Here is a 26516-nt window from a genome sequence, read left to right as displayed (position 1 = left end):
CCCAACTTCTTGATCACACAGGAGATACACCATGGCGAAGCCGCCTGTGCGCAAGCCGAAGAAGAAGGTCTGCGCATTCTGCAAGGACAAGGTCACGTACGTGGACTACAAGGATACGAACATGCTGCGGAAGTTCATTTCCGACCGCGGCAAGATCCGTGCCCGCCGCGTGACCGGCAACTGCACGCAGCACCAGCGTGACGTCGCCACGGCCGTGAAGAACAGCCGTGAGATGGCGCTGCTGCCCTACACCTCCACCGCGCGATAAGGGAAGGGTGACCGACTCATGAAGATCATCCTCACCCACGAGGTCTCCGGCCTCGGTGCCGCGGGCGACGTCGTCGACGTCAAGGACGGTTACGCTCGCAACTACCTGATCCCGCGGAAGTTCGCTATCCGCTGGACCAAGGGTGGCGAGAAGGACGTCGAGCAGATCCGTCGTGCTCGCAAGATCCACGAGATCCACACCATCGAGCAGGCCAACCAGGTGAAGGCCCAGCTCGAGGGCGTCAAGGTCCGCCTGGCTGTCCGCTCCGGCGACGCCGGTCGTCTCTTCGGTTCCGTCACCCCGGCCGACATCGCTTCCGCGATCAAGGCTTCCGGTGGCCCCGAGGTCGACAAGCGCCGCATCGAGCTGGGCTCGCCGATCAAGACGCTGGGCGCTCACGAGACGTCCGTGCGTCTGCACCCCGAGGTTGCCGCCAAGGTCAACATCGAGGTCGTCGCGGCCTGAGTGCCGCGCTCGCTGAAGCAGTGAGCGATGGGGTCGCACCCTTCGGGGTGCGGCCCCATCGTCGTTTTGGACCCTTCGTCGTTTCACGTGAAACACGGTGTTTCACGTGAAACAGTCATCGAGGGCTGAGCCCGATGGTCAGCGGGTCGCGCCCGTCACAATCCAGCGGCCCGAGCGGGTCCGAAGCCACAGCGTCAGCATCCGCACGGTCATCATCAGCGTCATGGTGGCCCAGAGGGCGGTGAGCCCACCGCCCAGTACCGGCACCAGCAGGGCGACCGGGGTGAAGACCGCCAGAGTGAGCAGCATCGCCCAGGCCAGGTAGGGGCCGTCGCCGGCGCCCATCAGGACTCCGTCCAGGACGAAGACGACGCCGGAGATCGGCTGCGAGAGGGCGACGATGAGCAGCGCGGGCAGTGCTGTGTCCTTGACCGCCGCGTCACTGGTGAACAGGGGCAGGAATGCCGGCCGGGTGATGACCACCAGGATGCCGAGGACGACCCCGACGGCGACCCCCCACTCGACCATGCGACGGCATGCGTCGCGGGCACCTTGTGCGTCACCGGCTCCGAGGTAGCGGCCGATGATGGCCTGCCCCGCGATGGCGATGGCGTCCAGAGCGAAGGCGAGCAAGCTCCACAGGGACAGGATGATCTGGTGTGCGGCGATGTCGGCATCCCCGAGACGGGCGGCGACCGCCGTGGCGATCATCAGGATCGCCCGCAGGGAGAGGGTGCGCACCAGCAGGGGCACACCGGCCTGTGCGGAGGCCCTGATCCCGGCAGCGTCCGGGCGCAGCGAGGCACCGTGCTTGCGTGCCCCGCGCAGGACCACGGCGAGGTAGACCGCGGCCATGCCCCACTGGGCGATCACGGTGCCCCAGGCGGAGCCGGCGATCCCCAGGTCGGCGCCGTAGACGAGCGCTGCGTTGAGGGCGCCGTTGGCGACGAATCCGGCGACGGCCACATAGAGAGGGGTCTTGGTGTCCTGGAGGCCGCGCAGAACGCCGGTCGCGGCGAGGACGACGAGCATGGCCGGTATGCCGAGCGTGGAGATGCGCAGGTACGTGGTCGCGTAGGGAGCCGCCGCATCCGAAGCGCCGAAGAGGTCCACGACGCCGGACGCCGTCGGCAGGACGACGGCGACGAGAGCAGCACCGAGGAGCAGTGCCAGCCAGATGCCGTCCATGCCTTGGCGGATGGCTGCCTGGAGGTCGCCCGCGCCGACGCGGCGGGCGACCGCCGCTGTCGTGGCGTAGGCGAGGAAGACGAAGACACTGACGGCGGTCATCAACAGCGCCGAGGCGACGCCGAGTCCGGCGAGTTGTGCCGTACCCAGATGGCCCACGATGGCGGTGTCTGCCATGAGGAAGAGGGGCTCGGCGACGAGGGAGCCGAAGGCCGGCACGGCCAGAGCGACGATCTCTCGGTCGTGCTGTCTCCGGCCGGTTCTGCGGCGCGCGGGGGCCTGTGTCATGCGCACCAATCTAATCGTCCACAGGTAAGAGATGCAAAGGCTTTGCGTCCCTTACTTTCCGTCCAGGAGTGCGCACTGCCGTGCGCCGTTCGAAGCGATCTTGCGCCGGTTGGGGAAGTTTTTCTTCTGCACAGCCGGTGGACGGCAAAGCAGCAGGTCAGAGCCGTCTCTTCGCGGCGGCTCGGAGCTTGTTCACAGGCCTGTCCACCGGGTCGTGCACAGGTTTTGAGGAGTTCTCCACAGCATCTGGGCCGTCGTCCACATGGCCTGTGGATAACCAGATTGGCTGACGGTGCCGACAGGCCTAACGTGGTCCGGCGCCCACTCCGTCTGCCGGTTTTCAAAACGTCACAAAACCGGCGTTGGCTAACCGGAGTTGGGCGTCTCATTTGTCAGTGCCGTGCCGTAGAAAAGAGGGGCACGGCGAGGTCTGCTGCGGCGGACGGGAGGAGGTGGCTCGGTGAGCATTTCCGAGCCCTTGGACGACCCGTGGGCCGACAGCGGTCCCAGTGATCGTCTGCCCGCCTCCCGCCGACGTGGCGAGGGATCCCGGGGCCGCGACGAGCAGCACGAGCGTGGCAGGGACAACGGGGCATGGGACGGCGGCGCCGCCCCGGCGTTCGAGCGGGTACCGCCGCAGGACATCGAGGCCGAGCAGTCCGTCCTCGGCGGCATGCTGCTCTCCAAGGACGCCATCGCCGACGTCGTCGAGATCCTCAAGGGCCACGACTTCTACAAGCCGGCCCACGAGACGATCTACCAGGCCGTCCTCGACGTCTACGCCAAGGGCGAGCCGGCCGACCCCATCACGATCGCCGCCGAGCTCACCAAGCGCGGCGAGATCAACAAGGTCGGCGGGGCCTCGTATCTGCACACCCTCGTCCAGATGGTGCCCACGGCCGCCAACGCCGCCTACTACGCGGAGATCGTCCACGAGCGGGCCGTGCTGCGCCGCCTGGTCGAGGCGGGGACGCGCATCACGCAGATGGGATACGCGGCCGACGACGACGTCGACGAGATCGTCAACCGCGCCCAGGCGGAGGTCTACGCGGTCACCGAGCAGCGCACCAGCGAGGACTATCTGCCGCTCGGCGACATCATGGAGGGCGCGCTCGACGAGATCGAGGCGATCGGCTCGCGCAGCGGTGAGATGACCGGCGTGCCCACGGGGTTCACGGACTTCGACTCGCTCACCAACGGGCTGCACCCGGGCCAGATGATCGTCATCGCCGCGCGTCCCGCCATGGGTAAGTCGACGCTCGCGCTCGACTTCGCGCGGGCCGCTTCGATCAAGAACAACCTGCCGAGCGTGATCTTCTCGCTCGAAATGGGGCGCAACGAGATCGCGATGCGTCTGCTGTCCGCCGAGGCGCGGGTCGCCCTGCACCACATGCGGTCCGGCACGATGACGGACGAGGACTGGACGCGGTTGGCCCGGCGGATGCCGGATGTCTCCGCGGCCCCGCTCTACATCGACGACTCCCCGAACCTGTCGATGATGGAGATCCGCGCCAAGTGCCGCCGCCTCAAGCAGCGCAACGACCTCCGGCTGGTGGTCATCGACTACCTCCAGCTGATGCAGTCCGGCGGTTCCAAGCGGGCCGAGAGCCGCCAGCAGGAGGTCTCGGACATGTCCCGTAACCTCAAGCTGCTGGCCAAGGAGCTGGAGATCCCGGTCATCGCGCTCTCCCAGCTGAACCGTGGTCCCGAGCAGCGCACGGACAAGAAGCCGATGGTCTCCGACCTGCGTGAATCCGGTTCCATCGAGCAGGACGCCGACATGGTCATCCTGCTGCACCGCGAGGACGCCTACGAGAAGGAGTCGCCGCGCGCGGGTGAGGCCGACCTGATCGTGGCCAAGCACCGAAACGGCCCGACGGCGACGATCACGGTCGCCTTCCAGGGGCACTACTCACGGTTCGTGGACATGGCGCAGACCTGATCCGGTACTGACGGCGAAATATGGTCGACTCGCCGGGCCGGACCAGGATGGACTGGGGCCATGACGACACCTCAGGAAGAGCTGCTTCCCGCAACGAGCCGTGCGCTGCTGCACCGGATCGCCGTGGCACAGGCCGAGGGGCGGGCGCCGTCGCTGGTCGCGGCCGTCGTCCGGGACGGGCGGGCGGTGTGGCACGGCGCCCGGACGTCGGTGGAGGGCGAAGAGCCCGACGAGCACGTCCAGTACCGCATCGGCTCGATCACCAAGACCTTCACCGCCGTTCTCGTGATGCGTCTGCGGGACGAGGGGCTGCTCGGGCTCGGGGACCCGCTGGAGAAGTACGTACCGGGAACCGGCGCGGGGGAGGCCACGATCGCCGATCTGCTCGCCCACACGGGCGGGTTGGCGGCCGAGTCGCCCGGGCCGTGGTGGGAGCGCACGTCCGGCTCCCTGCGGCCGGAACTGTCCGACGTGCTCGGCGAGCAGCCTCTTCTGCACCCCGTCGGCCGACGGCACCACTACTCGAACCCCGGCTACACGCTGCTGGGCGCGCTCGTGGAGGAGCTGCGGGGGACCTCCTGGGGGGAGGCACTACGGCGTGAAGTGCTCGAACCACTGGGTCTTAACCGGACCGGTGTGCGACCCGAGGCCCCGCACGCGGGTGGCTGGGCCGTGCACCCCTGGGCCGATGTGTTGTTGCCTGAGCCCGCCGAGGACCTCGGCCGCATGGCACCCGCCGGTCAACTCTGGTCGACCACGGCAGACCTGGCGCGGTTCGCCGCCTTCCTGATGAAGGGGGACGAGAGGGTGCTGAGCGCCGAGACCCTGCGGGAGATGCGGACTCCGGCGGCGCCGGCGGAAGCCGCGGACGTGATCTCCGGTGACGCCTACGGCCTCGGCCTGCAGGTGCAGAGCCGCCACGGCCGGCTGCTCGTGGGGCACAGCGGATCCCTGCCGGGGTTCCTGGCGAGTGTGAGCATCAGCGTGGAGGACGACGTGGCGGCGGTCGTGCTGGCCAACTGCACCTCGGGCCCTCTGGTGTCCGGTGTCTGCGCCGATCTCGTCCGTATCGTCGCCGAGTCGGAGCCGCGCATCCCCGCTCCGTGGAGGCCACTGCGTGACGTCGACCCGTCGATGCTGGAGCTGACGGGGCAGTGGTACTGGGGGACGTACGCCTTCGCCCTGCGGCTCACGGCCGACGGGCTCGCCTCGCTGGAGCCGCTGTCCGGAAACGGGCGCCGCTCGCGGTTCCGTCCGAACGGCGACGGTACCTGGACCGGGCTGGAGGGCTACTACGCGGGTGAGCTGCTGAAGGCCGTACGGCGGCCGGACGGGTCCGTGAGCCATCTGGACCTCGGCTCGTTCGTGTTCACGCGGCAGCCGTACGACGAGGCGGCTCCGGTGCCGGGTGGGGTCGATTCCGAGGGGTGGCGCGGCATCGGATAGGCGGTGACATGAGTGGGCGCCCTGTTTCACGTGAAACAGGGCGCCCACTCGCATTCGGTCACAACGGGAGCTTGAAGCCCGTGTGAGAGGCCGTGAAGCCGAGCCGCTCGTAGAAGCGGTGGGCGTCAGTGCGGGTCTTGTCGGAGGTCAGCTGGACCAACTGGCAGCCCTGACGACGGGATTCGTCGATCGCCCACTCGATGAGCTGTGTCCCCAGGCCGCTGCCGCGCTCATCGGCATGGACCCGTACGCCTTCGATGATCGACCTGGTCGCGCCGCGTCGGGACAACCCGGGAACGATCGTGAGCTGGAGCGTTCCGACGACGCGGCCTTCCCGGACCGCCACGACCAGGCGCTGGTTCGGGTCGGCGCTGAGCCGTTCCAGCGCGGTCAGGTACGGGGTGAGGTCGTCAGGTGACTCGCGCTGGGCGCCCAGGGGGTCGTCCGCGAGCATGGCGACGATCGTGGGAACGTCGTCGGAGGTCGCGGGGCGTATCTCAAGATCTCCCATGACCGCACCCTACGCACAGACGCCCGGAGGAGGCCGGCTCAGGCGGGCACCGGAGCCTTCAGCGTCTCCACGACGTGGACCAGCGGGGCCAGCTCGGGGTTCTTCGCCGCCTCGTCGAGAGCCTCACGCAGGGCGGCGTCGTTGGTCGGCCGGGCCTCTTCGAGCAGCTTGAGGCCCGCCTCGGTGACGTTCGTGTAGATGCCCCGGCGGTCGGTGGGGCAGAGGTAACGCTCCAGGAGTCCGCGGTCCTCGAGCCGGGTGACCAGACGCGTGGTGGCGCTCTGGCTGAGGACGACAGCGTCGGCGACCTGCTTCATCTGGAGATGCCCTCCGTCCCCGTCGTGCTGCCGGCTGAGCACATCGAGCAGGGAGTACTCACGCGCGCTCAGGTCGTGCTTGGCCTGCAGGGCGCGCTCGATGTGGGCCTCGATCCTCCCGTGCAGCAGGGAGAGGGCGCACCAGCTCTGGGCGAGAGCGGTGAGCGCGGGGTCCGTCGCTGTCATTGGCGTTTCCTCCGTCCCGGAGCGGCTGACAACCAGGATAGAGCAGGGCTGCAATTGACGGCGGTTGCCCATTGCCCGCGTGTGCAACTATTGTGGGCGCACGCAAAGCGCTCCTGCAATCGTTTGGGAAGGTGTACCTCTCCATGCCTCTCGCGCTTCTGGCCCTCGCGATCGGGGCCTTCGGGATCGGAACGACCGAGTTCGTGATCATGGGCTTGCTGCCCGAGGTCGCGGGCGAGTACGGGGTCACCATTCCCACCGCCGGGTACCTGGTGACCGGCTACGCGCTCGGTGTCATGTTCGGCGCCCCGCTGATGACGGTGCTGGGCACCAAGGTCCCGCGCAAGCGGATGCTGATGCTGCTCATGGGCCTGTTCATCGTCGGCAACCTGCTCTCGGCACTCGCTCCCGCCTTCTCCGTCATGCTGATCGGCCGGATCGTCGCCTCGCTGGCCCACGGTGCCTTCTTCGGCATCGGCTCGGTCGTCGCGGCCGACCTCGTCGCCCCGGACAAGAAGGCCGGAGCCATCGCGATGATGTTCACCGGCCTGACCGTCGCCAACGTCGTCGGCGTCCCGCTGGGCACACTCGTCGGGCAGTCCGTCGGCTGGCGGGTGACCTTCGGCATCGTCGCCGCTCTCGGCGTCGTCGGCCTGGCCGGCATCGCCCGGCTCGTCCCCGACATGCCCAAGCCGGAGGGCGTGCGCCTGCGACACGAGCTCGCCGCGTTCAAGAACGTGCAGGTGCTGCTCGCGATGGCGATGACCGTCCTCGGCTTCGGCGGCGTCTTCGCGGCCATCACCTACATCGCCCCGATGATGACCCACACGGCGGGCTTCGCCGACGGCTCCGTCACCTGGCTGCTGGTCCTCTTCGGCCTCGGCATGGTCGGCGGCAACCTCGTGGGCGGCAAGTTCGCCGATCGCGCCCTGATGCCCATGCTGTACGTGTCCCTGGGTGCCCTGGCCGTCGTCCTGGCGCTGTTCACGCTCACCGCGCACGACAAGCTGCTGTCGGCCGTCACGATCGCCCTGATCGGCGCCCTGGGCTTCGCCACCGTCCCGCCGCTCCAGAAGCGGGTCCTCGACCAGGCACACGGCGCCCCCACGCTTGCCTCCGCCGTGAACATCGGCGCCTTCAACCTCGGCAACGCGCTGTCCGCCTGGCTCGGCGGGCTCGTGATCGCGGCGGGCTTCGGTTACACCGCCCCCAACTGGGTCGGCGCCGCCCTGGCCGCGGGAGCCCTGGTCCTGGCCCTCCTCTCGGCCGCCCTGGAACGCCGTGCGGATGCCCCCAGCACCGTCGTCACGGGATCCGCGCCGACCGAGCAGCGGACCGCCGTCCACCACTGAGCCACCGGGCCCACCAGGCTCACCGCCATCCCCCGACCCGGAGCAGGACCACGCCTTCGCCGCGGCCGCCGCGGAGGCCCTCGCCTGACCGGGCTCCCTCAGCGAGACGACGCCGGTTCCCCGATCCTGGGGAGCCGGCCCTGTCGTTTCGGGGTGGCTCAGCCCGCCGCGACCGTGACCGGGGCGAAGCGACGGCTCCAGTCCCCGGGCAGCTCGGTGATCCCGTAGGTCATCACCGAGTTGAAGGCAACGGACGCCAGACCGCGCCCCTTGACCCAGGCGAGCAGCTCTGTGTGCCGTACGTCGATGTCGGTGCGCAGGGGGCGGTCGGTGTGGGCGGCGAGGGAGGTGATGAGGGCCTGGGCCACCGACGTGTCACGCGCGATGAGCGGACCGACGACATGAGTGTCCATGTTCGGCCAGGCGGACGCGTATCCGATGATCCGCCCGTCCTCCTCCGCCACGCGCAACTGGTCGGCGAAGGCCGGCAGCCGGGTGATGATGTGAGTGCGGTCAGTCCCGAACGCCTGCTCGTCGAGCCGGAGGATCGCGGAGAGGTCCTCGGCGGTCGCGGCACGGGTGGCGACCGTCGGCTGGGGCCCGTCAGGAGTGAAACGCCCGCACACCATCTCCGCCCGCCCGGTGACCTTGAAGCCGAGTTCCTCGTAGAGGGGCCGGCCGTACGGCGTCGCATGCAGGGTGAGGGGCGTGGTGCCCATCTCGGAGACGACGTGGCGCATCAGCCGGCGTCCCACGCCCTGTCGGGAGTGCTGTGCGGCGACGAGGACCATGCCGATCGCCGCGAGAGCGGGGCGCTCCTGCGGTCCGTACTCGGTGACGACGCAGGCGCTGACAAGGCCGCCGCCGGGGTCGTCGATGCCGTAGCCCTTCCCGGCCGTGAGGAGGAAGCCCCACTTGTGCTCCTCCCGTGGCCACCCCCGGTCCTCGGACAAGTCGGCGCAGGCGGCGAGATCGCGGAGCGTCAGACGGCGGATGGGCAAAGAGGCAAGGGAAGGAGTCGGCACGCAGGTCAGGCTGTCCGACCGGAGCCCCTGACGTCCACCTCTTTCCCAGGACGCATACGAGCTTTTGGCCAGTTGTAGCCCACTGCACAGAGTGCGGACAGACGCTGGACGTTTCACGTGAAACACAAGCGCGTCACCCGGTGGTGGACCGCGCTGATGATTCGCGCTGTGCCCTCATTCGTGACGGGGCAAGGGGGGACTTGTGTGCACAGCGGTGGCCGGTAGGGTCGACTCCGGTTCACGTTCGGGGCGGGTGACCCGTTCTGGGTGGGCCGCGTACAGGGCAATGCAGCCTAACGGGACGGAGAGATCGAAAACACGCTTTTCCGGTGATGCGACTGAACCGCCCCAGGCGAGTGGGAAGCTCAGCTGGGAGTACTGCGGCCAATGTCACACTCTTGCCTTACTTGTCCGTACAGAACTGGGACACGGGTTGAATGTGGCCTCATTGGCCGCGACACCGGATGGGAACGCCGTCCGTCCACGGGGGAAAGCAGGCACCTTCCGACTCGGGAAGTGCGCAGACCGACCGAAAGATGCTCGAGGCGAGGCACACCATGGACGCTCCGACCACCACGTCGGCCGACAACGGCACTTCTGGCGGCGGGGGCGGCTGGTTCACGCCCCGCAAGAAGCCGACGACGACGCCGGACAACGACGCCGGCACGCCGGACAACGAGTCCGGGACCACGGACCATGAGTCCGGGACCACGGACCACGACCCGGGTACAATCCACGGCCGTCGCCCGGCGGTGATACGCCCGGTGGGTCGGCAGGCGGCCGACCCGGAAACACCGGCAGACGGCACGGCGGCCCCGCCCACGTCGACGGCAGACAGCGCGAGTACCGGTGCGCCGGACGAGGAGCACGGGCCCCCGGACGCGAATCTCGGGCCCGCCCCCACGGCACCGCCGTCCGCGCCCTCTCCCGAGGCCCCGTCGCCACGACCCGCACCCGCGACGGGCACGCCGCCTCCGGCGTCCTTCGCCTCCGCCACGGCTCCTCCCGCCGAGCAGCGTGTTCCCACCCAGCGGCCCGCACCGGTGTCGCCCTCGGAGCCGGCTGCCTCCGCCCCGGGCAACCAGGCCTCCCCGGACGCCATCCTCATTCGCCGCGCCATGGCAGAGGTCACGCCCGTGGCCGACAAGGTCACCTCGTACTTCTACGCCCTGCTCTTCGTTCGCCACCCCGACCTGCGCCCGCTCTTCCCGGCCGCGATGGACACCCAGCGGGACCGGCTGCTCAGGGCACTGCTCACCGCCGCCGAGCACATCGACAACACCGACGTCCTGGTCGACTACCTGCAGAACCTCGGCCGGGGCCACCGGAAGTACGGGACGCGGCCCGAGCACTATCCGGCCGTCGGCGAATGCCTGATCGCCGCGCTGAGCAAGTACGCCGCCGGGGTCTGGAACGCGGAGATGGAGGCGGCCTGGGTCCGGACGTACACGACGATCTCCCAGATCATGATCGACGCGGCGGCCGCCGACGAACTGCGCGCCCCGGCATGGTGGTACGCCGAGATCGTCACGCACGACCTCAGAACCCCCGACGTCGCGGTCGTCACCGTCCGCCCCGACCAGCCCTACCCCTTCCTCGCCGGGCAGTACACGAGCCTGGAGACCCCCTGGTGGCCCCGGATATGGCGGCACTACTCGTTCGCCTCGGCACCCCGCTCCGACGGCCTGCTGTCGTTCCACGTGAAGGCCGTCCCGGCGGGGTGGGTCTCCAACGCTCTGGTGCACCGCGCCCGCCCCGGTGACATCGTCCGGCTCGGCCCGCCCGCCGGTTCCATGACCGTGGACCACACCACAGACAGCGGGCTGCTCTGCCTGGGCGGCGGCACCGGCATAGCGCCCATCAAGGCGCTGGTCGAGGACGTCGCCGAGCACGGGGAACGCCGGCCGGTCGAGGTCTTCTACGGGGCCCGCACCGACCATGACCTGTACGACATCGACACCATGCTGCGCCTCCAGCAGAGCCACCCCTGGCTCTCGGTCCGCGCGATCATCGACCAGCTGGCACACCAGCAGCTTCCGGACGCGGTACGCGCCTACGGGCCGTGGAACGAGTTCGACGCCTATCTGTCGGGCCCGCCCGGGATGATCCGCAACGGCGTGGACACCCTGCGGGACATCGGCATCCCGTCCGAGCGCATACGGCACGACTCCGTAGAGGAACTGGTCGCGGCCGGGCCCTGATCGCCGCCGGTGTCAGCCCAGGTCGGGGGCGTGCATGGCACGTACGCCCTCGATGTTGCCGTCCAGGTAGTGCCGCAGCGACAGCGGAACGAGATGGACCGAGGCGATGCCGACCCGGGTGAAGGGCACGCGCACGATCTCGTACTCGCCGACGGGTTCGTCCACCTCGGGGCCGTGGCGGAGGGAGGGATCCATGGACTCCAGGCGGCACACGAAAAAGTGCTGGACCTTCACACCGGTCGCGCCGCCGTCCTCCCCGATGTGCTCCACGGTGTCCACGAAGCAGGGCACTACGTCGGTGATCTTCGCGCCGAGTTCCTCGTACACCTCGCGGTGCAGGGCGTCGACAACGGTCGAGTCGTCGGGCTCTACCCCGCCGCCGGGAGTGAGCCAGTAGGGATCCATGCCCGGCTTGGTGCGCTTGATCAGGATCAGGTCGTCCCCGTCCAGCAGAACGGCACGGGCGGTGCGCTTGACCACGGGTCGGACGGTCATGGGTGAAATGTGGCCCCGCTGGTTCCACGTGAAACATCGCGAAAGGTAACCGGCCGAGCTCCCAGAGTGAAGCCCTGCCCGGGCAGCCGTCATACGCGCCGCGCAACCCGGCATCCGCCCTCGGGCGCCGCCTCAGCACCAGTCGGCCGCCGCGCGCTGCAACCACTCGTGGGCCCGCGCGATATGGGGCATCGCGAGCGTCCCGGTGCGCACGACCAGGAAGTACGTGCGCAGCGGTGGCACCGCCGGCTCGTGCAGGGCGACGACGTCACCCCGCTCCAACGCGGCCGCGCACAGATAGCGGGGCAGCACCGCCAGGCCCGCGCCCGCGACCGCGCACGCCAGTACCGCACGCAGGTCCGGGACGACGACGGTGCCCGGGGCGGCCGGGCGCGAGTCGAAGACGGAGGCCCAGTAGCGGGAGACGAAGGGCAGCGACTCGTGCACCTCCACCACGGGCACCTGCGCCAGGGCCGGCTCCGGCTTGCGGTCCGGCTGCCCGGCACCGATCTGTTCGGCCCAGCGCGGGGCGGCGACGAGGACGTGCTCCTCGTCGCAGAGCGCAGTCGCCGTGAGCAGGGCACCGCGCGGACGGGCTGTGCTGATGGCCAGATCATGATGCCCGGCGGAAAGCCCTTCCAGCGTTTCCTCGGCGTTCCCGAAGGAGGCGCGCAGAGCGAAGCCCTGGCCGTCCTCTCCGGTCAGCTCCGTGAGGGCGGGCAGGGCTCGTTCGGCGGTGAACTCCGGGGGTCCGGCGAGGTGCAGCGTCCGTAAGGAGGAGTCGTCGTCGAGGCCGGTCTCGGCTATCTCCACCAAGGCGTCGAGATGAGGGGCCGCCTTGTGGGCGAGCTCGTCACCGATGCTGGTCGGGGTCACGCCGCGGGCCTGCCGCAGGAACAGGGGGCGGCCCAGCTGCCGTTCCAGCGTGCGGATCTGCGAGGTGACGGCCGGCTGCGAGAGGCCGAGCAGGGCGGCGGCGCGGGTGAAGGAGCCGGCCCGGTGCACGGTCACGAAGGTCCGCAGCAAGGCCAGATCCACACCGCTCTCCCCTCGTCGGCCCCGTTCCCGGCCCCCCGACCGCGCTCAACTATAAATAAGTCGATAGGTCCCTGTCGCTACTGTGATTGGACACTGACAGAGAGTCAACTAGCCTTGGTCGCGCGGTTCTTGCGCGCAGAACCGGGGGACGGTCCGAGCCACGAGGGGGGAGGCTCGGACCGTCCGTGGGGGGAGTCAGGCTGCCGACGCGTCCAGCGCGCGCAGCACATCGGCCACCAGGTCCTGCGGGTCCTCGGCGCCGACCGAGAGGCGGATGAAGCCCTCAGGCACCGCGTCGCCGCCCCAGCGCCCGCGCCGTTCGGCCGTGGACCGCACTCCGCCAAAGCTCGTCGCGTCGTCCACGAGCCGCAGGGCGTCGAGAAAACGGTCGGCACGCGCGCGCGTGGGCAGGGTGAACGACACCACGCAGCCGTAGCGCCGCATCTGCAGCGCGGCGATCTTGTGTGCGGGATCGCCGGGAAGCCCGGGGTAGCGCAGCCCGGTCACCTCGGGCCGCTCGCGCAGGGCCTCGGCGACCGCCAGGGCCGTTGCGCTCTGCCGGTCGACCCGCATCTGGAGCGTCGCGATCGAACGGTGCGCGAGCCAGGCCTCCATCGGCCCGGGGATCGCACCGACGATCTTGCGCCAGCGGCGTACGGCGGTCATGGCCTCGGGGTTCCGGCCGACGACGTAGCCCAGGAGGACGTCACCGTGCCCGGTGAGCTGCTTGGTGCCGCTGGCCACCGCGAAGTCGGCGCCGAGCTCCAGGGGGCGCTGGCCGAGCGGTGTCGCCAGGGTGTTGTCGACGGCCACCAGGGCGCCACGCGCGTGTGCCGCCTCCGCGAGCCGCCTGATGTCGCACACGTCGAGGCCGGGGTTCGACGGGGTCTCGATCCACAGCAGCTTCGCGCCGTCGAGGACGTCGAGCTGGGCGTCGTCACGGGTGGGCGCGGTGCGCACCTCGATGCCGTACGCCTCCAGCTGGGCGCGCACCAGGGGGAGCGCCTGGTAGCCGTCGTCGGGCAGGACGCACACGTCGCCGGCGCGCAGCTGCGAGAAGAGCACCGCCGAGGTCGCGGCCATGCCGGAGGCGAACACGAGGGTCTCGACGCCGTCCTGGCCGGGCGCCTCCAGCTCGCCGACGGCGCGCTCCAGCAGCGTCCACGTCGGGTTCTCGTCGCGGCCGTAGGTGTAGGGGCCGGTGGGCTCGCCCGGCAGGTGGTAGTGGGCGGCGAAGACCGGTCCGGGCAGGGTCGGCTCGTACTTGGCCGGCTCGGGCAGCCCGGCCCGCACCGCGCGCGTGCCGTCACCGGCACCCGCGGCCACCGGGTCGGCGTCGCGCGCCACCCGGCCCGCGGCATCCCCCCGACCGCAGTCGTCGCCTGTCCCTCGATGCGCGTCACCCGTCGCGGATTCGCTCATGCCGCCTGTCCCTCCACGTCCTCACGTACGGCGGCGAGCAGGCCGGCGCTCGCCGCCTCCACCATCTCAAGGCACTCCTCGAAGCCCTCGGCGCCCCCGTAGTAGGGGTCCGGCACGTCGAGGTCGTCTCCGGCCGCGGGGTCGTACGAACGCAGCAGACGCACCTTCTGCGCGTCCTGTTCCGTGGGCGCGAGGCGGCGCAGCGCCCTGAGGTGGCCCGAGTCGAGGGCGACGACCAGGTCGAGGCGGGAGAACCACGACGGCTGGAACTGCCGGGCCGTGTGGCCGGTGGCGTAGCCGTTCTCCTCCAGGACGGCCACCGTGCGCGGGTCGGCGCCGTCGCCCTCGTGCCAGCCGCCCGTGCCGGCGCTGTCGACCTCGACCATGCCGTCGAGACCGGCCTCCGCCACGCGCGCGCGGAAGACGATCTCGGCCATCGGGGAACGGCAGATGTTGCCCGTGCAGACGAAGCAGACGCGGTAGGTCATGCGCGCTCAGTCCTTGTCGGGCAGGACGACGTGCAGCGCCCAGGAGACGACCGAGATGATCAGGCCGCCCAGGACGGCCGTCCAGAAGCCCTCGACGTGGAAGCTGAGGTCGAGCTTGTCGGCCAGCCACGAGGTGAGCAGCAGCATCAGCGCGTTGACGACCAGGGTGAACAGGCCCAGCGTCAATATCAGCAGCGGGAGGCTGAGGAGTTTGACGACCGGCTTCACCAAGAAGTTCACCAGACCGAAGATCAGCGCGACGATAATCAGGGTGCCGACCTTCTTGCCCGTGCTGTCACCGGTCAGGGTGATCTTGTCGAGCAGCCATACGGCGACCGCCAGGGCACCCGCGTTGGCGATCGTCTTGACTACAAAATTCATCATGTGTCTGATCGTGGCAGACCTGATCGGACATGGGGACACGAGGCAGGGGCGGACCAAGCGATGAAGGTATTCCGGCTGGACGAACTGGAGGCGGAGCGCGCCGCCAACGAGGGCGCCTACCTGCAGTTTCTGCGAGAGCAGAACATGTCGGTCGGCCTGTACGCCCTGGACGCGGGCGACCAGGATCCACAGAAGCCGCACAATCAGGACGAGGTCTACTTCGTTGTGAGCGGCCGTGCCGCGATCACGGTCGGGCTGGAGACGACGCAGGTGGCGCGCGGCAGCGTGATCTACGTACCGGCCGGTGTCGCGCACAAGTTCCACCACATCACCGAGGACCTGAGGGTGCTCGTGGTCTTCTCTCCCCCCGAGAGCTGACGAGCCCTCTCGGGGTTCCCTAGGGGTTCGGTCAGGGGAGGACAAGGGATGCGAGGCCCCCGCGGGGCCCCCTCGCGGACCTAGCATCGAGTGCAGGACATCAGGAGTCCGAAAGACGCCGACAGGACCCGGCACTCGAACGGGCGGAGAGGTAAGGACGAGGGCGATGCGAGAGATCTTCACGGGACTGCCGTGGTGGGTGAAGTGGATCGCGGTGCCGGTCATCGCCCTGGTCGTGTTCGGCGGGCTGATCGCCAGTGTGGTCGGGTTCGTCATCGGACTGCTCTTCAAGGTGCTGGTCTTCGTGGCGCTGGTCGGCGGACTGATCTACGTCGTACGGAAGTTCACGTCGAGCTCCTCGTCGCGCAGCGACTGGTGAGACCGGTGGGAAACCGGTGGGGGTAGCGGGAAACACCCGGATTCACCGGTTCCCTCGGCCGGGGGAAGTTTCCGTTCCGGGCCGTCTGCGTGCGGTGGCAGGCGAATAGAGTCCGAACTCGACGCGGGGACATGCCCCGTGAGCGGCGTACACCCCCACCCGTGTCCATCGGCACGGTCTGCCCCCTCGCGCTTCGGGAGTGACCCTTGGCCCCGGCTGACACCGCACCTGTCCACCTGCACACCGTCCCCGTGCAACCCCGCTCGGCGCCCCCCTCGGAGCAACGGCCTCCCGCCACGCCACCCCCTCCGGCGACCCTCATCGGATCCGTGCAGCGCGCGATGCGCTTGCTGGAAACCGTCGCCGCGCACGAATACGGCGCCCCCGCCAAGCAACTGGCCCGGGAGACCGGGCTTGCCCTGCCCACGACCTACCACCTGCTGCGCACCCTCGTGCACGAGGGCTATCTGCACCGGGACAAGGGCCTGTTCTTCCTCGGCGAGGCCGCCGAGCGGCTGAGCAGCAGCGGGGCACGGCAGAAACGTCGCAGCACGGTCGTCGACGCGCTCGCGCGCTGGCGGGACGTGCTCGGCGTCCCCGTGTACTACGCGGTGTACCGCGAGGGCGAGATCGAAGTCATGTGCGTCTCCGACACCCCGGGCAATCCCGCGGTCGAGGAGTGGGCCGACTTCCGGGAGACCGGGCACGCGCACGCCATCGGGCAGTGCCTGCTGTCCCAGCTGGACGAGGAGGCCCGCCGGGACCACCTCGACCGCTATCCGGTGCAGGCCCTCACGCCGTACACCGTGCGGGACAACCACAGCCTGCTGCGCCGTCTGGAGCGGGTGCGGCGGATGGAACCCGTGACCGAGCGTCAGGAGTACGCCCTGGGCGCCGTCTGCGCGGCGATCCCGCTCACGCTCGGCACGACGGCCGCGACGATGGCCATCTCCCTGCCCGCCCACCAGGAGCACCGGCTGCTCCCGGCGGCCCGGCAGTTGCAGAGCGAGATCGGGAGTCTGCTCGGGTCGCTCGCGCTCTCTATCAGTATGTGAAAACTCACTCCTTGTGATCTGCTGTGTACGTTCAGCAAGATTCCACCAAGTGTCAGAGGTTCGTTCCCGGCCAGTCACGGCGAATGACGGGGTTAGCGATGCGCGAGTCCGTACAGGCAGAGGTCATGATGAGCTTTCTCGTGTCCGAGGAGCTCTCCTTCCGTATTCCGGTGGAGCTGCGCTATGAGACCAGTGACCCCTATGCCGTCAGGCTGACCTTCCATCTGCCCGGTGATGCCCCGGTGACCTGGGCTTTCGGCCGGGAGTTGCTGATCGACGGGGTGGGCCGGCCGTGCGGGGAGGGCGATGTGCGGGTCACGCCCGTCGAACCGGATTCGCTGGGCGAGGTGCTGATCCGGCTTCAGGTGGGCAGTGACCAGGCGCTGTTCCGGTCGTCGACGGCACCGCTGGTCGCCTTCCTCGACCGCACCGACAAGCTGGTGCCGCTGGGTCAGGAGGGCTCGCTCGCCGACTTCGACGCCCATCTCGACGAGGCCCTGGACCGCATCCTGGCGGAACAGGGCGCCGGCTGAGACATCCGTCGGGCGGCACGGTGGAGTAACGCTTCACCGGATGCCGCCGAGCTGTGCAGGAACGCTTCGCCGTACGGCGGGGCAGCCGGGCTTCCGAGTTCGAGAGCCGTCAGCGCTTGCGGCGCCGGCCCCTCCCCCCGCGTGCCGGGACCGTGGCGGCCTCCGCGGCGGGCTGGTCTCCCGGGCGGTCGGCCGAGACCACGAGCGCGGCCAGGGCCGTGGTGACCGGCACCGAAGCGACCAGGCCGATGGAACCGACCAGCGTGCGCACGATCTCCTCCGCGACCAGCTCGCTGTTGGCGACCGTCCCGACACCGCTCTGCGCGATGGAGAACAGCAGGAGCAACGGCAGCGCGGCGCCCGCGTAGGCGAGGACGAGTGTGTTGACGACCGAGGCGATGTGGTCGCGGCCGATCCGGATCCCCGCGCGGTAGAGGCCACGCCAGCCCATGGTCGGGTTGGCCTCGTGCAGCTCCCAGACCGCCGACGTCTGTGTCACCGTCACGTCGTCGAGCACACCGAGCGATCCGATGATGACGCCGGCGAGCAGCAGACCGCTCATGTCGATCGTCGGGTAGAGGCCGTGGATCAGGCCGGTGTTGTCGTCGGTGTTGCCGGTGAGCGCGGCCCAGTCGATGAACTGCGAACCGAGAACGCCGATCAGCAGCAGCGAGACGAGGGTGCCGAGCACCGCCACGGAGGTCCGGGCGGACAGGCCGTGACACAGATACAGGGCGATGAGCATGATGGCGCTCGCGCCCACCACCGCCACGAGCAGCGGGTTCGAGCCCTGCAGGATCGCGGGCAGAATGAAGAAGTTCAGCACCATGAAGCTGATGGCCAGCGCGACCAGGGCCATGACACCCCGCAGTCGCCCGACGACCACGACGGCGAGGGCGAAGATGCCGGCGAGCAGCGCCAGGGGCAGACGGCGGTTGATGTCGGTGACCGAGTACTGGAGGTCCTTGGGCGCGGAGGGCTCGTAGGCGACCACGACCTCCTGGCCCTCGTGCAACTGGCGGGACTGGTCCGGCTGGACGATCTCGGTGAAGGTACGGCCCTTGTCCTTGCCGCTGTCGACCCGAATCGTCGCCCGTTTGCAGGTTCCCTTCTCCTGCTGCACCGCGGAGGACCCCTCGGCGGTGGCGGTGTCGCCGGTCGGCGGGACGCCCGAGGCGCCGGCCTCCTTGCAGCTCACCGCCACGACCTTGGTGACGGAGGCCTCCTGTGTCTGCCGGTCGAAGCCGACGCCGGTGCGCTCGTGCGCCGGGGCGCCGCCCGGCCACAGCACGGCGAGACCGACCAGCACGGCGGCGGCGAACGGGATCAGGACCGCCGCGATGACCTTGCGCAGGTGCAGGGAGACGGGTGTGGCAGGACCGTGGTTGTGACTGTGCGAGTGCCCGTGCCCGCCGCCCGGCTCGGAGCCGGGGCCGCTTCCGTGACCGCGCCCATCGCCGCCACCGCCGCGCCCGTCGCCTCCGTTGCGCCCGTCGCCTCCGCCGTACCCGTCGCCTCTGTTGTGCCCGTACCCGCCTTCGCCCGGCCTGTCGCCTCCGCCGTGCCCGTACCCGTCGCCTTCACCGGAGCCGGCTCCAGCTCCAGCGCCGGCGCCGGCTCCGTGCCAGTCTCCGGAACCGGCACCATACGAACCGGCCGGACCGGCGGTACCGGTCGGGCCCGCACCCTGCCCGCTCCCGGGGCCGGACCGGTGTCCCTGCGCCGGTCCCCGCACAGGCCCGAGCCCGCCCCCGGTGGCGAAATCGTGCTCGTGCCCACGCCCGTTGCCGTTGCCGGCGCCGGACCCGCGAGGCGGTTCGGGCGGTGGGTAAGGAGGACGCTGCGTCGTGGTCACCGACCGATCATCGCAAGAACGAGGGGGGCCCTCTGGTCACCGCGCCAGAATTGCCGCTAGCGTGGAGGCACCTTTTGTACACGCGGGAGCTCGGAGCACCGGGCTGAGAGGGCGCTGACCTCCGTCCCAGCGATGTTTCACATGAAACATCACCGAAGTCGAGTGATGTTTCACACGGAACGTCGGCAGACGGAAGCCGCTGCGTCGACCGCCGAACCTGTTACCGGGTAATGCCGGCGTAGGGAGTAGGTCTCATGACCAACAAGGACGCACGCACGCCTGCCTCCGTTCAGGACGCACAGTCCGAGGAGGCCGGGAAGTCCATCGGCTGGCACAAGGCGTACGTCGAGGGCAGCCGCCCCGACCTGCGGGTGCCGGTCCGTCAGGTGCATCTCACCAACGGGCAGTCGGTCACGCTGTACGACACGTCGGGCCCGTACACCGATCCGCTCGTCGACACCGACGTCCGCAGGGGCCTGTCGCCGCTGCGCGAGAACTGGATCATCGCTCGTGGCGACACCGAGGAGTACGCGGGTCGGCCCGTCCGCCCCGAGGACGACGGCGTCAAGCACACCTCGCCGCGCGGCGGCCTGCGCAACCTCGACGCCGTCTTCCCCGGACGGCCGCGCCAGCCGCGGCGCAGCAGGGACGGCAAGGCGGTCACGCAACTCGCGTACGCCCGCCGCGGCGAGATCACGCCCGAGATGGAGTACGTGGCCATCCGGGAAAACGTTTCCCCAGAGGTGGTCCGCGACGAGATCGCGGCGGGCCGGGCGGTGCTGCCGGCCAACGTCAACCACCCGGAGATCGAGCCGATGATCATCGGCAAGCGGTTCCTGGTGAAGGTCAACGCCAACATCGGCAATTCGGCGGTGACGTCCTCCATCGAGGAGGAAGTCGAGAAGATGACCTGGGCGACCCGCTGGGGCGCCGACACGGTCATGGACCTGTCCACCGGCCGCAACATCCACACCACACGCGAGTGGGTGCTGCGCAACTCCCCCGTCCCGATCGGCACCGTGCCGCTCTACCAGGCCCTGGAGAAGGTCGACGGCCGGGCCGAGGAGCTGACCTGGGAGATCTACAAGGACACCGTCATCGAACAGGCCGAGCAGGGCGTGGACTACATGACGGTCCACGCGGGCGTGCGCCTGCCGTACGTGCCGCTGACGGCGAATCGGAAGACCGGGATCGTCTCCCGCGGCGGCTCGATCATGGCCGCATGGTGCCTCGCGCACCACAAGGAGAGCTTCCTGTACGAGAACTTCGAGGAGCTCTGCGAGATCCTCGCCGCGTACGACGTCACGTACTCCCTCGGAGACGGCCTGCGGCCGGGCTCGATCGCGGACGCCAACGACGAGGCGCAGTTCGCGGAGTTGCGCACGCTCGGGGAACTCAACCGGATCGCGAAGCGTTTCAACGTACAGACCATGATCGAAGGCCCGGGCCATGTCCCGATGCACAAGATCAAGGAGAACATCGACCTTCAGCAGGAGATCTGCGATGAAGCTCCGTTCTATACGCTCGGCCCGCTGACCACGGACGTCGCGCCGGCGTACGACCACATCACGTCCGGCATCGGCGCCGCGATGATCGCCTGGTGGGGCACGGCCATGCTGTGCTATGTCACGCCCAAGGAGCACCTGGGCCTGCCGAACCGTGACGACGTCAAGACCGGCGTCATCACCTACAAGATCGCCGCCCACGCGGCGGATCTCGCCAAGGGCCATCCGGATGCCCAGAAGTGGGACGACGCGCTCTCCGACGCCCGTTTCGAGTTCCGGTGGGAGGACCAGTTCAACCTCGCCCTCGACCCGGACACGGCACGGGAGTTCCACGACGAGACCCTGCCGGCGGAGCCCGCCAAGACGGCTCACTTCTGCTCGATGTGCGGTCCCAAGTTCTGCAGCATGAAGATCTCGCAGGACATCCGCCGTGAACACGGTGGCACACCGGCCGAGATCGAGGACGGCATGGCCCAGAAGTCCAAGGAGTTCGCGGCGAGCGGGAATCGTGTGTACCTGCCCATCGCGGACTGAGCCGCCCGCACACAGGCCGAGGGCCGGGGACCGGTGGTCCCTGGTCCCCTGGCCCGCGGGAGGGACCCGGCCGGGGCACTGACCCGACGGCTACTCCGGCTGGTGCTCCGGGCCTCCGAAGTCCGGGCTGGTGTAGTCCGGGCTGCTGAAGCTCGGCCGCGAGCCGTGGTCGCCGTCCTCCGGGCTGGTGAAGCCCGGGCGGTCGTAGCCGAGGTGCGGGATGCGGCTGACCGGCGTGGACGGGGAGGTGTGGTGCAGCGCGGCGGCCCCGCTCGGGTCGACGAGGGCCTCCCGGAGGAAGGGCACGATGCCGCGTTCCAGCAGGGCCTCGTGCCAGGCCTCCCTGGCCCGGTCCACCTCCCCGTGCGGTTCGCCGTGCGGGTCGCTCTCGGCCGTCGGCTTGTTGCGCAGAGCGGTGATCAGCAGTCCCACCGCGGCGACGAGGATCGCGACCGCGGTCACGGCGCCGAACACCCAGCCCGTGGTGAGCATCGTCCGGGCGAACGTCTGCTCGGGGTTGAGCATCTGAAGGATGTAGCCGACGAGCAGGAAGATCGCCGCGGCGGTTCCGGCCAGGACGGGGGCGAGGACGGCGACGACCGCGACGGCGCCCGCGCCGGCGGTCTCGGCGACCTCGCCCATGGTGGCGGCGAGGCCCGCAGCGCCCGTGTCCGGCTCGGAGGAGCCGGATGCGCGCACGGCCGGCCGGCTGGACGGCGCCGGCCGGCGCTGTTCCTCGCGGACCTTGACGTAGTGCTGGTATTCGGTCGACGCGGCCGCCGTGATGAGCGCGGTGGCGTTCAGGGCCATGGTGCGCAGCTGTTCGGGGTTGAGCCGCTGTCCGACAGCGGCCAGTTCCGGACGGTGTGGTGCGGAGCGCAGCGCCTCATCGAGGATCCGCTCGTATTCCTGGCGGTCCTCGCTCAGCAGGTGCTGCGGAACGCTGTTCATGTGCATCCCCCGATGCTCCGTAGGGCTTGGGGCTCGGCATGCTGACGAGCCGTCGGGCAGAAACGGAGGGGAGCCTGCTACGGATAAGCCGATGGTAGAGCCGTGAAGGTGGGCGGTGACAGGGGGTTTACCGAAATTGACCCGTCACAGGTCCGGTCCTGTGACGGGAAACGCCTGCCCGGTGAACGTTCACGTATCCAACGGCAGTTGCTGGACCAGCAGCTTTCCGGCCATGGTCACGCCGCCGTCCATGGCGATGGCGAGTCCGTCGGCGTAGACGTGCGGACCCTCGACCACGGGGTCGTTCCTCTCCTCGTCGTCCTCGGAGCCGACCTCGCCCAGGAGATACGGAATCGGGCTGTGACCGTGAACGATGCGGCTGCCCCCGTACGTATCGAGCAAGGAGCGCACGGCGTCCGCGCCGCCCTCGTCACGGAAGGAGAACCGCTTGGTGAACTTGCGGAACAGGTCCCAGACCTCGTCCGCGTCGTTGCGCGTGAGCGTCTCGCGGACGGTGTCGTTGACCTCTTCGATGGAGCGGCCGTAGTCGAGGTAGGCGGTGGTGTCGGAGTGGACGAGCAGGTGGCCGTCGACCTCCTCGACGGCGTCCAGACGGGCCATCCACTGCAGGTGGTGGTCCTGGAGGCGGTCCATGTCGGTCTTCTGGCCGCCGTTGAGCAGCCAGGCCGCCTGGAACGTGGCGGTGCCGGCGCCGGAGTTGACGGGGGTGTCGCCGAACCGCTTGGCGCCGAGCAGCAGCAGCTCGTGGTTGCCCATGAGCGCCTTGCAGTAGCCGCCGGCCGCGGCGGCCTCGGCGGACAGCCGCATCACCAGGTCGATGACGCCGATGCCGTCCGGGCCGCGGTCGGTGAAGTCGCCGAGGAACCACAGCCGGGCGGTGCCCGCGCACCACTGGCCGTCGGCGTCGAGGAGGCCCTTCTCCTGGAGGGCCGCCACCAGCTGGTCGAGGTAGCCGTGTACATCGCCCACGACGTACAGCGGGCCCTGCCCGGTGTCGGCCTGCGGGGCTGCGACGGCCTCGGGGTCGACGGTCACCTGGACGGTGTCGCCCCGGTTGATCACGGGCAGATCGCGCTCGGTCGGCGTGTACCCCTCGGGGTAGGCCTCCTCGGGCGGCGGGGCGACCTCGCCGGGGTGGGTGCTGTGGACGTACGGACCGGCCTCGTGGACGTATGCGGGCACCCGGAAGTCGCGCAGCGTCGCCGTCCGCTCCACCTCGGGTCCCTGACCGGCCCCCTGAGTCATCGACCCCTCCACCATCGCGCCGCATCTGCACCGCATCGGACTGCCTGGTCGTAGCGGCCCGTGGGTGTCGTGGGCCCATCATAGGAATGCGGATCGCGCCATGTGATGACCCAGGGGTGGTGAATCAGAGCAAGAGTCCAGTTCACTGCGGCTTTCGCCCCGATTGAGCCAGGCTTTGACCACCGTGTGACCGTCCTCGCTTTCCTTCTCTTCGCGAGAACGATCCCTTCTCTCCGGGGGACCGGCCCCGTTTCTCCCCAGGAGTGCGCACTTTCCTTGACTCGATCGGAGGGGCTCAGGCCCCCTCGGGTGACCGGGGCGGGCTGACCGTCGTACGCGGCGGGCGCCGCTGGGACGATGTGCGCACGATCAGCTCCGTCGGTATCACCTGCTCCACCGGACGGTCCGAGTCCACTCCCTCGATGGCGTCGATGAGGAGCTGTACGACCGCCGTGCCGATGCGGCGCGGCTTCAGGGAGAGCGTCGTGATGGGCGGCTCGGTGTTGGCGTAGACGGTGGACTCGCTGCAGCAGACCAGCAGCAGGTCGTCCGGTACGCGCAGGCCGTAGCGGCGGGCGGCGGCGAGCAGGTCGGTGCCGTTCGGGTCGAACAGGCCGTAGACCGCGTCGGGCCGGTCGGGCCGGGCGAGCAGCCGGTCGGCGGCGACGGCACCCGCGCACGGATCGTGCGCCGGGTAGGCCTCGTACACCGGATCCTGGCCGACGCGCTCGCACCAGCGCAGGTACGCGGTGGTCGACAGGTGGGTGTACGTGTCCGTGCTCGTGCCGGTCAGCAGGCCGATGCGGCGGGCGCCGGCGCCGGCCAGGTGATCGAGGATGCCGAGGACGGCGGCCTCGTGGTCGTTGTCGACCCAGGCCGTGACCGGCAGCGAGCCGGCCGGGCGGCCGTCGGAGACGACCGGCAGGCCCTGCCGGACGAGTTCGCTGACGACCGGGTCCTGGTCGGAGGGGTCGATGACGACCGTGCCGTCCAGGGCGACGTTCGACCACACGTCGTGGCGGGACGTCGCGGGCAGGATGACGAGGGCGTAGCCGCGGGCGAGCGCCGCGGAGGTGGCGGCCCGCGCCATCTCGGCGAAGTACGCGAACTCGGTGAAGGTGAAAGGTTCATCCCCGTACGTGGTCACGGTCAGGCCGATGAGTCCCGACTTGCCGGTACGGAGGGTCCGGGCGGCGGCCGAGGGCCGGTAGCCCAGCCGGTCGGCGACCTCACGGACATGGCGCCGGGTGGCGTCCGGGAGCCTGCCCTTGCCGTTGAGGGCGTCGGAGACGGTCGTGATGGACACTCCGGCGGCGGCGGCCACGTCTCTGATACCCGCCCGACCCGGCCGACTGCCTCGACGTGAGGTTTCCGCGCGGCTCACCTGGTGCTTCCCTGCTGCTGTCATGGCGAGCCGATAGTAGGGCTCATGCGGTGGGGTAGTGCGGACGCATATGCACGCGTTGACAGGCACGTTTCTGCATGATCATTTAACCTCAATTGCTTTGGAAAACAAGGGCGTTGGCGGCTCTCATGCCAGGACGTGACGTGTCGGCCCGCACGTGCCTGCCAAGTGGCCGAGGTTGCGAAGAGGTCTCAACTCACCTGCACGGGGGATGCGCGCTACGGCGTGCACCACCGGCGCGTAGATATATGTGCGGCGCGCCCCTGAATTCGTACGCCTTCGTGCGGCGATGCCCCTGATGCCGGTGGGACGCACATGTGATGCCGAGGGACGCAGGAGGCCGGCCTTCGTCGCTGCGTCGTGGCTATACGCAGCGGCGCCGAATCCTCATAAGGTGAGGAGTATTGGATGTCGGCGGCGGTCATGGGCCGCCGGTCTTCGTGAGGAGGACTGCGGTGAGCGAGACGAGCCCCAAGCTGCGCGCCGAGCTGGAGGGGATCCCCACCTACAAGCCGGGCAAGCCGGCCGCGGCGGGTGGGCCGGTGGCCTACAAGCTGTCCTCCAACGAGAACCCCTACCCGCCGCTGCCGGGCGTGATGGAGACGGTGACGGCGGCGGCCTGCAACTTCAACCGCTACCCGGACATGGCCTGTACGGCGCTGATGAACGAGCTGTCCGAGCGGTTCGGTGTGCCCCTCTCCCACCTGGCCACCGGCACCGGGTCGGTCGGTGTCGCCCAGCAGCTGATCCAGGCCACCTCCGGCCCTGGTGACGAGGTCATCTACGCCTGGCGGTCCTTCGAGGCGTACCCGATCATCACGCAGATCAGCGGCGCGACGTCGGTGCAGGTGCCGCTGACCTCCGGTGATGTGCACGACCTCGACGCGATGGCCGACGCGATCACCGACCGGACCCGGCTGATCTTCGTCTGCAACCCCAACAACCCGACGGGTACGGTCGTGCGGCGGGCGGAGCTGGAGCGCTTCCTCGACCGGGTGCCCGGTGATGTTCTGGTGGTGCTCGACGAGGCCTACCGCGAGTTCATCCGCGACCCCGAGGTCCCGGACGGTGTCGAGCTCTACCGCGACCGGGCCAACGTCTGCGTCCTGCGGACCTTCTCCAAGGCGTACGGCCTCGCCGGCCTGCGCGTCGGGTTCGCCATCGCCCACGAGCCGGTGGCCGCGGCGCTGCGCAAGACGGCGGTCCCGTTCGGGGTGAGCCAACTCGCGCAGGAGGCGGCGATCGCCTCGCTGCGTGCCGAGGACGCACTGCTCGGCCGGGTCGGCTCGCTGGTGTGCGAGCGCACGCGCGTGGTCGACGGGCTGCGCGCCCAGGGCTGGACGGTGCCGGAGAGCCAGGCCAACTTCGTGTGGCTGCGGCTGGGGGAGCGCACGGTCTCGTTCGCGGAGGCGTGTGAGCAGGCGGGTGTGGTGATCCGGCCGTTCGCGGGTGAGGGTGTGCGGGTGACGGTCGGGGAGACCGAGGCGAACGACATCTTCCTCAAGGTGGCGGAAGGGTTCCGCAAGGAGATCTAGCAGCTGAGAACTATGGGATGAGCCGGTCGGTGCTAGTCGTCGACCGGCTCGCCTGTTTCACGTGAAACCGACAAGTTCCGGCCAAGGGGTTGACTGTGACGGGG

The 26516-nt window shown here is 69.6% G+C and carries 25 protein-coding genes; 12 read left to right on the top strand and 13 right to left on the bottom strand.

Features of this window, described 5'->3' with window-relative positions:
- The first annotated feature begins 31 nt into the window (after positions 1-31).
- Together rpsR and rplI are read left to right on the top strand one after the other, a co-directional pair.
- Positions 32-268, top strand: a complete 237-nt coding sequence (rpsR, locus tag CCL05_RS11850; RefSeq protein ID WP_003949403.1) for a 30S ribosomal protein S18 — start codon at positions 32-34, stop codon at positions 266-268.
- Between the two features lie 18 nt (positions 269-286).
- Positions 287-733, top strand: a complete 447-nt coding sequence (gene rplI, locus CCL05_RS11845) for a 50S ribosomal protein L9 (RefSeq protein ID WP_086560466.1) — start codon at positions 287-289, stop codon at positions 731-733.
- A 138-nt stretch (positions 734-871) separates the two neighbouring features.
- Here the strand turns inward: rplI and CCL05_RS11840 are convergent, their stop codons facing one another.
- Positions 872-2209, bottom strand: a complete 1338-nt coding sequence (locus CCL05_RS11840) for an MATE family efflux transporter (protein ID WP_086560465.1) — start codon at positions 2207-2209, stop codon at positions 872-874.
- Between the two features lie 460 nt (positions 2210-2669).
- Here CCL05_RS11840 and dnaB point away from each other — a divergent pair, with 460 nt between their 5' ends.
- Together dnaB and CCL05_RS11830 are read left to right on the top strand one after the other, a co-directional pair.
- Positions 2670-4151: a replicative DNA helicase gene (dnaB, locus tag CCL05_RS11835; RefSeq protein WP_086560464.1), complete on the top strand. Its 1482-nt coding sequence runs from the start codon at positions 2670-2672 to the stop codon at positions 4149-4151.
- Between the two features lie 60 nt (positions 4152-4211).
- Positions 4212-5597, top strand: a complete 1386-nt coding sequence (locus CCL05_RS11830; RefSeq protein ID WP_086560463.1) for a serine hydrolase domain-containing protein — start codon at positions 4212-4214, stop codon at positions 5595-5597.
- 58 nt (positions 5598-5655) lie between these two features.
- On the opposite strand, the gene CCL05_RS11825 is transcribed toward CCL05_RS11830, so the two are convergent.
- The gene (locus CCL05_RS11825; RefSeq protein WP_086560462.1) at positions 5656-6108 is read right to left on the bottom strand and encodes a GNAT family N-acetyltransferase; all 453 of its coding nucleotides are present in this window, start codon (positions 6106-6108) and stop codon (positions 5656-5658) included.
- A 38-nt stretch (positions 6109-6146) separates the two neighbouring features.
- Positions 6147-6611 (bottom strand): MarR family winged helix-turn-helix transcriptional regulator, encoded by a 465-nt coding sequence (locus CCL05_RS11820; protein ID WP_086560461.1) that lies wholly within the window; start codon positions 6609-6611, stop codon positions 6147-6149.
- Positions 6612-6754: 143 nt separating this feature from the next.
- On the opposite strand from CCL05_RS11820, the gene CCL05_RS11815 reads away from it, so the two are divergent.
- On the top strand, positions 6755-7963 hold the full coding sequence (locus CCL05_RS11815; protein WP_086560460.1) for an MFS transporter: 1209 nt from the start codon (positions 6755-6757) through the stop codon (positions 7961-7963).
- Positions 7964-8121: 158 nt separating this feature from the next.
- On the opposite strand, the gene CCL05_RS11810 is transcribed toward CCL05_RS11815, so the two are convergent.
- Positions 8122-8988, bottom strand: coding sequence for a GNAT family N-acetyltransferase (locus tag CCL05_RS11810; protein ID WP_086560459.1), 867 nt, complete (start codon positions 8986-8988; stop codon positions 8122-8124).
- A gap of 536 nt (positions 8989-9524) precedes the next feature.
- Between CCL05_RS11810 and CCL05_RS11805 the strand changes: the two genes are divergently transcribed.
- Positions 9525-11189: a globin domain-containing protein gene (locus tag CCL05_RS11805; protein ID WP_425275909.1), complete on the top strand. Its 1665-nt coding sequence runs from the start codon at positions 9525-9527 to the stop codon at positions 11187-11189.
- 12 nt (positions 11190-11201) lie between these two features.
- On the opposite strand, the gene CCL05_RS11800 is transcribed toward CCL05_RS11805, so the two are convergent.
- From CCL05_RS11800 to CCL05_RS11780, 5 genes are all read right to left on the bottom strand, one after another.
- Complete coding sequence (locus tag CCL05_RS11800; protein ID WP_086560458.1) at positions 11202-11684, bottom strand: NUDIX domain-containing protein; 483 nt, start codon at positions 11682-11684, stop codon at positions 11202-11204.
- Positions 11685-11816: 132 nt separating this feature from the next.
- Positions 11817-12722, bottom strand: coding sequence for a LysR family transcriptional regulator (locus CCL05_RS11795; RefSeq protein ID WP_086560457.1), 906 nt, complete (start codon positions 12720-12722; stop codon positions 11817-11819).
- Between the two features lie 195 nt (positions 12723-12917).
- Positions 12918-14144 (bottom strand): cystathionine gamma-lyase, encoded by a 1227-nt coding sequence (locus tag CCL05_RS11790; RefSeq protein ID WP_086560456.1) that lies wholly within the window; start codon positions 14142-14144, stop codon positions 12918-12920.
- A complete protein-coding gene (locus CCL05_RS11785) occupies positions 14141-14632 on the bottom strand; it encodes a low molecular weight protein-tyrosine-phosphatase (RefSeq protein WP_086560455.1) in 492 nt (163 codons plus the stop codon). Before CCL05_RS11785 ends, CCL05_RS11790 begins: the two co-directional genes overlap by 4 nt.
- A gap of 6 nt (positions 14633-14638) precedes the next feature.
- A complete protein-coding gene (locus CCL05_RS11780; protein WP_086560454.1) occupies positions 14639-15016 on the bottom strand; it encodes a phage holin family protein in 378 nt (125 codons plus the stop codon).
- A gap of 60 nt (positions 15017-15076) precedes the next feature.
- On the opposite strand from CCL05_RS11780, the gene CCL05_RS11775 reads away from it, so the two are divergent.
- The 4 genes from CCL05_RS11775 (at position 15077) to CCL05_RS11760 (ending at position 17361) form a co-directional block, all read left to right on the top strand.
- Complete coding sequence (locus tag CCL05_RS11775) at positions 15077-15394, top strand: cupin domain-containing protein (protein WP_086560453.1); 318 nt, start codon at positions 15077-15079, stop codon at positions 15392-15394.
- A 166-nt stretch (positions 15395-15560) separates the two neighbouring features.
- Entirely contained in the window at positions 15561-15773 is a 213-nt protein-coding gene (locus CCL05_RS11770) for a DUF5326 family protein (protein ID WP_020271174.1), read from the top strand.
- A gap of 206 nt (positions 15774-15979) precedes the next feature.
- Complete coding sequence (locus CCL05_RS11765; protein ID WP_425275908.1) at positions 15980-16828, top strand: IclR family transcriptional regulator; 849 nt, start codon at positions 15980-15982, stop codon at positions 16826-16828.
- Between the two features lie 98 nt (positions 16829-16926).
- Positions 16927-17361, top strand: coding sequence for an SsgA family sporulation/cell division regulator (locus CCL05_RS11760; RefSeq protein WP_020271172.1), 435 nt, complete (start codon positions 16927-16929; stop codon positions 17359-17361).
- A 109-nt stretch (positions 17362-17470) separates the two neighbouring features.
- Here the strand turns inward: CCL05_RS11760 and CCL05_RS11755 are convergent, their stop codons facing one another.
- Complete coding sequence (locus CCL05_RS11755) at positions 17471-19216, bottom strand: YibE/F family protein (RefSeq protein ID WP_086560451.1); 1746 nt, start codon at positions 19214-19216, stop codon at positions 17471-17473.
- Between the two features lie 254 nt (positions 19217-19470).
- On the opposite strand from CCL05_RS11755, the gene thiC reads away from it, so the two are divergent.
- A complete protein-coding gene (gene thiC, locus CCL05_RS11750; protein WP_086560450.1) occupies positions 19471-21255 on the top strand; it encodes a phosphomethylpyrimidine synthase ThiC in 1785 nt (594 codons plus the stop codon).
- Positions 21256-21345: 90 nt separating this feature from the next.
- On the opposite strand, the gene CCL05_RS11745 is transcribed toward thiC, so the two are convergent.
- The 3 genes from CCL05_RS11745 to CCL05_RS11735 form a co-directional block, all read right to left on the bottom strand.
- Complete coding sequence (locus CCL05_RS11745) at positions 21346-22212, bottom strand: hypothetical protein (RefSeq protein ID WP_086560449.1); 867 nt, start codon at positions 22210-22212, stop codon at positions 21346-21348.
- A gap of 183 nt (positions 22213-22395) precedes the next feature.
- Positions 22396-23487 (bottom strand): metallophosphoesterase, encoded by a 1092-nt coding sequence (locus tag CCL05_RS11740; RefSeq protein ID WP_086560448.1) that lies wholly within the window; start codon positions 23485-23487, stop codon positions 22396-22398.
- Between the two features lie 280 nt (positions 23488-23767).
- Entirely contained in the window at positions 23768-24880 is a 1113-nt protein-coding gene (locus tag CCL05_RS11735; RefSeq protein WP_086560447.1) for a LacI family DNA-binding transcriptional regulator, read from the bottom strand.
- Positions 24881-25332: 452 nt separating this feature from the next.
- On the opposite strand from CCL05_RS11735, the gene hisC reads away from it, so the two are divergent.
- On the top strand, positions 25333-26412 hold the full coding sequence (gene hisC, locus CCL05_RS11730) for a histidinol-phosphate transaminase (RefSeq protein WP_086560446.1): 1080 nt from the start codon (positions 25333-25335) through the stop codon (positions 26410-26412).
- The last annotated feature ends 104 nt before the right edge of the window (positions 26413-26516 follow it).

This window comes from Streptomyces africanus, assembly GCF_002150735.1.
In the GTDB taxonomy this organism is placed as follows: Bacteria; Actinomycetota; Actinomycetes; order Streptomycetales; family Streptomycetaceae; genus Streptomyces; species Streptomyces africanus.
Note: the sequence above shows the minus strand (reverse complement) of the source record. Positions and strands in the feature narration are given on the sequence as shown.